This window comes from Catenibacterium sp. UBA627, assembly GCF_002299355.1.
Classification (GTDB): Bacteria; Bacillota_I; Bacilli_A; order Erysipelotrichales; family Coprobacillaceae; genus Catenibacterium; species Catenibacterium mitsuoka.
The window spans coordinates 5,722-14,087 of record NZ_DBPF01000026.1; the positions used below are offsets into that span (position 1 = coordinate 5,722).

An 8,366-nucleotide genomic window follows, 5' to 3' on the forward strand; every position below is an offset into this window, starting at 1 on the left:
GCAGATGAATCATTACGTGTTGAATCAGTGGCTTATTCTTATGAACTATTAGGTGAGAGAATTAATGCATTATATGCTATGACACAGGATAGACCGATGATCTGTGTCTGTCATATGCACTCAATGACACGTTACATTACTCCTGTAGAGCTTTTTAAGAAGAGTATTATAAGCTTGAAGAAGGGAGATACTATTGATCCTTTAGAACTCAAGAAGAGGTTACAGTTTATTGGATATAAGAATACGCAAAGAGTTGATTCACCTTTCTATTATTCTAGACGAGGGGAAGTACTTGATGTTTATACAATTCAGTATGACCAACCTGTTCGTATTGAATTCTTTGATGATGAAATAGAAGAAATCTCTTTCTATGATAAAGACTCACAAAGAAGAACAAATAGAATAGAGTCTATCGATATTCTTCCAGCTACAGATATGATGTATGAAGATGAGGCTTTACCACAAGTAGAAGCATCTATCCAGACATTAAAAGATAAGATGACTGTCAAGGATGATTTCAAGGATGAACTTGAACAGACCTATGCATTAGATATTGAATCACTTAAAGCACATGACTATAATCCACGTATTTATCAGTATTTAGGTTTATTCCCTGAAACTGCCACAATCATGGATTATGCACGTGATTATACAATTATTACTGCATCTTTCGCTTCTATTCTTGCTTCTTATAAGACATATATGGAAGAGAACTACCTCTATTATCATGAATTAGAAGAAATAGGACAGATGATCAGAGGACTTAAACTGATTAATAATCCTCAGACTATATTAAAACGTCAGAATGTAGACTTTGTTCGATTTAGAGAAAATGATCAACAGATCATGTTTATGACGCAGCCTGTCATGATCTCTATGGCTAATGAAAAAATCTTTATTAGTCAGTTAAAGGATTTACTCACATACAATCGTGTCATGATTGGTGTAGATGAAAAGCGTCAGATAGATATATTAGTCAACTTATTTACCGATCATGCTATTCCTTTTACTCTCACAAGTGCCACAAATAAGATCTATGATGGCGTTAACCTATTCTTAGGACATTTACCTTGTGGAATGAATTTTGTGGAAGAGAAGACTGTATTACTCACAAGCCAGGAACTTTTCAAGGTACAAGAAACAAAGAAGAAATATATTAAATACAGAGATGCGACTAAAATCTCTGACTACAATGAATTAAAGGTAGGAGATTATGTTGTTCATGATACAAATGGTATTGGACAATATATGGGTATTGAAACATTAGTCGTTGATGGTGTGCATAAAGATTATCTACATATTGCCTATAAAGGTAATGATATCCTTTATGTTCCAGTAGAACAGTTCCAGTTAATTAGAAAATATTCATCTAGAGATGGTAAACCACCTCGTATTCATGCTTTAGGCTCACCTAAATGGGCAAAAGAGAAAGCAAGAGTCAGACAGAAGGTAGATGGTCTTGCTGATGATCTGATTAACTTATATGCAGAAAGAATGAGACAGCCAGGTTTTGCGTTTGAACCTGATGGGGATCTTCAATTAGAGTTTGAAAGTGAGTTTGGTTATGAATTGACTCCAGACCAGGCACAGGCTGTAGAAGAAATCAAGAAAGATATGGAAACACCACGTCCGATGGATAGACTATTATGTGGGGATGTTGGCTTTGGTAAGACAGAAGTGGCTTTAAGAGCCTGCTTTAAGGCAATTGTATCGAAGAAACAATGTGCTTTCCTATGTCCTACAACTATTCTTTCTTCCCAGCATTATCGTACAATGCAGAAACGTTTTGAGAAGTTCCCAGTGAATATTGCGTTACTCAATCGTTTTACGACTACTAAAGAAAAGAAACAGATTCTATCTGATTTAAAGGAAGGTAATATTGATTTATTAGTTGGTACACATCGTATTTTATCCAAGGATGTAGAGTTCAAGGATTTAGGATTACTATGTATCGATGAAGAACAGCGTTTTGGTGTGAGACAGAAAGAGAAGATCAAGAACCTCAGAAAAACAATTGATGTTCTTACACTTACTGCCACACCAATTCCGCGTACATTACAGATGTCCATCATGGGAATTAGAGGACTCTCACAAATAGAAACACCACCATTAAATAGATTACCTGTACAGACCTATGTATCAGAAAAAAGCTGGGCTCTCATTAAACAGGTGATTGAAAGGGAATTATCACGTAATGGTCAGGTATTCTATCTTCATAATAGAACAGAGAATATCTATGAAATAGCCTCTACTTTACAGACCCTCTTACCTCATGCACGTATTGGGGTAGGACATGGTCAGATGGATAAGACAGAACTAGAAGATGTCATGACTGATTTCGTAGAAAAGAAATATGATATTTTAGTATGTACAACAATTATTGAAACAGGTATTGATATACCGAATGCGAATACGATTATTATTGAGAATGCGGATAAGTTTGGTTTAGCACAGCTTTATCAGATCAAAGGTCGTGTTGGTAGAAGTGCACGTATTGCGTATGCTTATCTTCTCTATACAAAAGATCGTGCTATGACAGAAGAAGCCCAAAAGAGACTCACTGCCATTAAGGAATTCACACAATTAGGCTCTGGTTATAAGATTGCGATGAGAGATCTGTCTATTAGAGGAAGTGGTGATATTCTTGGTGGTGAACAGGCAGGATTTATTGATCAGGTCGGTTTTGATATGTACATGAAGATCTTGCAGGATGCGATAGATGAAAAGCAGGGTAAGATCAAGGAAGATGATACAGTTCCATCACGTAATGTATCTGTGGATGGTTATATTCCAGAAGATTATGTAGAGAGTGATATGGAGAAATTAGAACTCTACCAGCGTGTTTATAAGGCCAATGACTTAGAAACCCTCAAACGTGTGGAGCAGGAATTAACAGACCTTTATGGTGTACTACCATCACAGGTACGTAATATTGTCGTAAAGAGAAGATTTGATATCCTCTCACATGATCCACTTATTGAAGATGTCAAGGATGGAAGCCAGGGATTAGAGATTCGTTTCTCTAAAGTCTTCTTAGAAGACCTAGATGGACAGAAGTTCTTTGCATATGTGAATCATATGTTCAAGAAGCCACAAATGAAATATACAGAAGGCATGTTGACGATCGTGAGTGGTATGGAACCATACTATGTCTCTGCATCTACTGAATTTTTAGACACAGTTTTGAAACAATATTATAAAACACACACTAGTGTTTAAAAATAAAATAAGGTAGAATAGGAAAAAAGGGGGAGTATCAATGAAAATTATTGATTTATTAAATGAAGATAAAGTTACTTTATCTTTTGAAGTATTTCCACCTAAAACAAGTGGCAGATATGAAAATGTCTTAAAAGCTGCAGAAAAGATTGCATCTTTAAATCCAAATTTCATGTCTGTGACTTATGGTGCAGGTGGAGGAACAAGTGTACATACTGTGGCACTTGCGAAAGATATCCATGAGAAATATGGTGTTGAAGTCATGGCGCATTTGACATGTGTCTCTTCTACAAGAGAACATGTAGAATCCATGGTAGAACAGTTTAAAGAGAATGGTATTGAAAACATCATGGCATTAAGAGGAGATATTCCCTCTGATGGTAAGGTGGGAGAAGATTACCAGTATGCCTGTCAGTTAATTAAAGAATTGAAAGAGAAAGGTGATTTCTGTATTGGGGCAGCATGTTATCCAGAAGGACATGTAGAATCACCTAGTATTAAGGAAGATATCCAGCATCTAAAAGAGAAGGTAGAAGCGGGGGCAGATTTCTTAACAACACAGATGTTTTTTGACAACAATGTTTTCTATAACTTCTTATATAAGATCAAGGAAGCAGGAATAAATGTACCTGTAGTGGCTGGTATTATGCCTATCACAAATGCGAAGCAGGTAAGTCGTGCTGTACAGATGTCAGGTACATCTATTATTCCTTATCGTTTTAAGATGATGGTAGATGCGTTTGGTGATAATCCAGAAATCATGAAGCAGGTAGGTATTATTTATGCTTCTGAACAGATTATTGATTTGATTGCGAATGGTGTAAAACATATTCATGTTTATACTATGAATAAGCCAGATGTTGCTGAAGGTATTATGAATAATTTATCGGAGCTTCTCAAATGATAGATATCAATCGTAAAGAAGCTTTACGTTATTTAGGATACCGTCAATCCATTGAAGGTGACCTTACAGAAATCAATAACGCACTTGATCACTGTATAGAAGTATTACAGAAAACAGCTGTACCACGTCATATTGTGAAAAGATTTCCTGTCACAATAGAGAACCATACAATCACCATTGGTGATATGGTGATTCATAGTCGTAATCTAGAGAATAACTTAAAAGGCTGTCATGCCGTTTATCTCTTTGCAGCTACAATTGGAATAGAAGTCGATCGTTTAATTAAACGTACAGAACTGACTAAGATGAGTGATGCAGTAATCTATCAAGCAGCGGGGGCAGCGATGATAGAAGCGTATTGTGATGAAGTGAATGAAGAACTCAATCAGGAGGCTCATAAGAATAATGAATTCTTAAAGCCACGCTTTTCGCCTGGTTATGGAGATCTTGCATTAGATCATCAAAAAGATTTTATGCGTATATTAAAGATGGATAAGATTGGTATCAGTTTATTAGAAAGTCTCTTAATGGTCCCATCCAAATCAGTGACGGCGATCATTGGTATTACACATCATGCACAGCCACGTCATACAAAAGACTGTGCCAATTGTCCTGCACAATGTGAATTCAGGAGGGGAGAGTAATGGGATTTAAAGAAAGACTGACAAAAGAATGGTTATTCTGGGATGGCGGTACCGGTTCAGTACTTCAAAGCTGGGGCTTACAGGCTGGTGAATTACCTGAAACATGGAATATCATTCATCCAGAAAAGATTGTAGAATTAAATAAAGGTTATCTAGAAGCAGGGTGTGATATCATCAACACCAATACATTTGGTGCCAATAGATTGAAATATCCTGATAATCTAGAAGAAATAGTTACAAAAGCAGTAGAACATGCAAAAAAGGCAAGAGAACTTACAGGACGTGCTGATGCCTTGATTGCGCTTGATTTAGGTCCTACAGGTAAACTCTTAGAACCACTAGGAGATTTATCATTTGATGATGCAGTGGATATCTATGCAGAAGTCATTGAGTATGGAACTAAAGCGGGGGCAGATGTGATCCTTATTGAAACAATGCAGGATAGCTATGAATTAAAAGCTGCAGTACTAGCCGCTAAGGAACATTCAGATCTTCCAGTATGTGCCACTGTCGTATTTGATGAAAAAGGTAAGATGTTGACAGGTGGTACACCTGAATCAGTTGTTGCCTTACTTGAAGGGTTACATATTGATGCATTGGGTATTAACTGTTCATTAGGTCCAACACAAATTAAACCTTTTGTAGAAAGAATGATTAAAGTTTCTTCTACACCAATTATTGTGACACCAAATGCGGGTTTACCTCAGACTGATGATGAAGGTCATACATATTATGATATGAATGCAGATGAATTTGCATCAGAGATGAAAGATATTGCCTCTTTGAATGTACATGTTCTTGGAGGATGTTGTGGAACAACACCAGAATATCTCTCTAAAACTATTGAATTAGTGAAAGATTTACCTATTGAACCACCTGTAAAGAAGAATATGAGTGTTGTGACTTCATTCTCACAGGCTGTAGAAATAGGACCTAAGCCAGTGATTATTGGTGAACGTATTAATCCAACAGGTAAAAAGAAATTTAAACAGGCCTTACGTGATGGAGATATTAACTATATTTTATCTGAAGGTTTAAAACAGGAAGATGCAGGGGCACATATTCTAGATGTTAATGTAGGTTTACCAGAAATTGATGAACCTAAGATGATGGTAGAAGTGATGAAAAAATTACAATCTGTCATTGCATTGCCATTACAGATTGATACATCAGATCCAATCGCCTTAGAAGCAGCTTTAAGACACTATAATGGGAAAGCCATGATTAACTCAGTCAATGGTAAACAGGAATCCATGGATGCTGTTTTCCCTCTTGTTCAGAAATACGGTGGTGTTGTCGTAGGACTTGCCTTAGACGAAGATGGTATTCCTGATAATGCGGCAGATCGTATTCGTATTGCGAAGAAAATTTATAAAGAAGCAGGTAAATATGGTATTGAACCTAAAGACATCGTAATCGATGGACTCGCTATGACTATTTCATCAGATCCTACTTCTGCCATTGCGACATTAGAAACACTACGTATTATTAGAGATGAACTTCATGGACATTCTATTCTAGGTGTCTCTAATATCTCTTTTGGTCTTCCACAAAGACCCATTGTGAATGCGAACTTCTTTACTATGGCGATGCAGTCAGGACTTAGCTGTGCAATCATCAATCCTTCATCAGAAGCAATGATGAAATCATATCGTGCCTATCTTGCCTTAAGTGGACTCGATACAAACTTTACAGAATATATTAGTGCCTATGGAAATAGTGCACCAGCCACTCCTATAAAGAGTGAAGCGGTTGATATGTCGTTATATGAAAGTATCAAGCGTGGTATGAGTGAAAATGCAGGTAAAGCTACAAAGAAACAGCTTGAGTCTAAAGAAGGATTAGAAATCATCAATGAAGAATTGATTCCTGCCCTTGATGAAGTAGGTAAAGGCTTTGAAAAAGGCACAATCTTCCTGCCACAGTTGTTAATGAGTGCAGAAGCAGCCAAAGCTGCTTTCGCAGTCATTAAGGATTCCATGGCAGGAAAACCAAGAGAAATGAAAGGAAAAATCATCATTGCGACAGTTAAAGGTGATATTCATGATATCGGAAAGAATATTGTGAAAGTCATGTTAGAAAACTATGGCTATGATGTTATTGATCTTGGTAAAGATGTACCACCAGAACAAATTGTGGATACAGCGATTAAAGAAGATGTAAAACTTGTAGGACTCAGTGCTTTAATGACAACGACAGTTGTGAGTATGGAAGATACAATTAAGTTGTTGAAGGAAAAGAAGCCTGATACACTTACAGTTGTAGGTGGAGCCGTTATGACTCAGGAATATGCAGATCGTATCGGTGCAGATTGTTATGCGAAAGACGCAATGGAAACAGTGCGTTTTGCGGATAAAGTATTTGGAGGAGAATAAAAGTGAGAAGAATATTGACAGTTATAACTTCAATCGCATTAACTTTTGCGTTATCATTCTCAGCCGCTTTTGCGAGTGATGATGCGTTAGTCAAATCACAGAACTATTTAAAGACAATTACTTTAGATAGTCCTGATGCCGTTATTGCGTATGAAGCAGCAGGATTTGAAGCAGATGGTAAAGCTGATTCTTTATTAGAAAACTTTAAGGATGTAGATTATATAACTGCATCTTATGGCGATCTTGCTAAATCTATTATTGCGATTTCTTTATTAGGGGATAACCCTGCAGATTTCAATAAGACTAACTTAGTAGAAATCTTAGAAAACAGAGTACAGGCTGATGGTACTCTTACAGATGATAAAAATGGTGGATGTGGAGCTACTATTTGGACATTAATGGCTTTAGAAACAGTGAATTCAGATAAAACAAAAACTGTTGCAGATAAGCTTTCAACTATGGCCATGGACAATGGTGCATATTGGTATGAATACCAGGGCCCAAATGCGGATCTAGATACAACTGGATGGGCTATGGAAGCATTAAGTGTTGCAGGACGTTCTACTTATGATGCCGCTATCTCAAAAGCATATACTTTTGTACAGTCTAAGTTAAATAGTAAAGATGGCTCTTATGATATTGGATGGGGCGGTAATGCAGATACACAGTCTTGTGTATTAGAAGGATTACATGTGGCTGGTTATAAATTAGATAATCAGGCATATAACTATCTTCTTTCTTATCAGAATGAAGATGGTACATTCAATGCATTAAACTATAACACATACCAGCTTGAACCAAACGCTTATGCATCATTAGAAGGAGCAAGAGCACTTGGTGTCATCAATAACGGAAGCTTTGTATTAAAGGCAAGAAAAGATTATACAAAGACTATCTCAAATAGTACTACACCAGAAAAACCTGAGACTAAACCTGGTACTACTACAACTAAACCAGCTGTAAAGCCAGAAACAACACCTAGTACAACTAAACCAGAAACAACAGCTACAACAGAACCAAATAAAGAAACAGTAAAGAAAGTCAACACAGGCGACAATACTAATGTGATGGCTTATGTAGTGGCTGCAATTGCGGCAATTGGTGTGATTGCATTAACTATAAAAAGTAAGAAGAAGTAATGAAGAAATTCACGACTAAAAAATTAGCGATTGCCTTTGTCGCAATCGCTTTTCTCTTTATATTTGGCTTTACAGCTTATCGTGG

Annotated in this window: 5 protein-coding genes; all 5 read left to right on the plus strand. The window is 36.7% G+C overall.

Translation table 11 applies throughout. The features are described 5' to 3' along the window. The first annotated feature begins 27 nt into the window (after positions 1–27). From mfd to B2S90_RS01695, 5 genes are read left to right on the plus strand one after another with little or no spacing between them, the layout of a single operon-like run. The gene (gene mfd, locus B2S90_RS01675; RefSeq protein ID WP_286696456.1) at positions 28–3,219 is read left to right on the plus strand and encodes a transcription-repair coupling factor; all 3,192 of its coding nucleotides are present in this window, start codon (positions 28–30) and stop codon (positions 3,217–3,219) included. Between the two features lie 40 nt (positions 3,220–3,259). Next, entirely contained in the window at positions 3,260–4,123 is an 864-nt protein-coding gene (metF, locus tag B2S90_RS01680; RefSeq protein WP_278779620.1) for a methylenetetrahydrofolate reductase [NAD(P)H], read from the plus strand. Beyond that, the gene (locus B2S90_RS01685; protein WP_055233028.1) at positions 4,120–4,767 is read left to right on the plus strand and encodes a vitamin B12 dependent-methionine synthase activation domain-containing protein; all 648 of its coding nucleotides are present in this window, start codon (positions 4,120–4,122) and stop codon (positions 4,765–4,767) included. Before metF ends, B2S90_RS01685 begins: the two co-directional genes overlap by 4 nt. Next, positions 4,767–7,142: a homocysteine S-methyltransferase family protein gene (locus B2S90_RS01690; RefSeq protein WP_286696457.1), complete on the plus strand. Its 2,376-nt coding sequence runs from the start codon at positions 4,767–4,769 to the stop codon at positions 7,140–7,142. The genes B2S90_RS01685 and B2S90_RS01690 overlap by 1 nt, the downstream gene beginning before the upstream one ends. A gap of 2 nt (positions 7,143–7,144) precedes the next feature. Beyond that, positions 7,145–8,281: a prenyltransferase/squalene oxidase repeat-containing protein gene (locus tag B2S90_RS01695; protein WP_286696458.1), complete on the plus strand. Its 1,137-nt coding sequence runs from the start codon at positions 7,145–7,147 to the stop codon at positions 8,279–8,281. Positions 8,282–8,366: the final 85 nt, after the last annotated feature.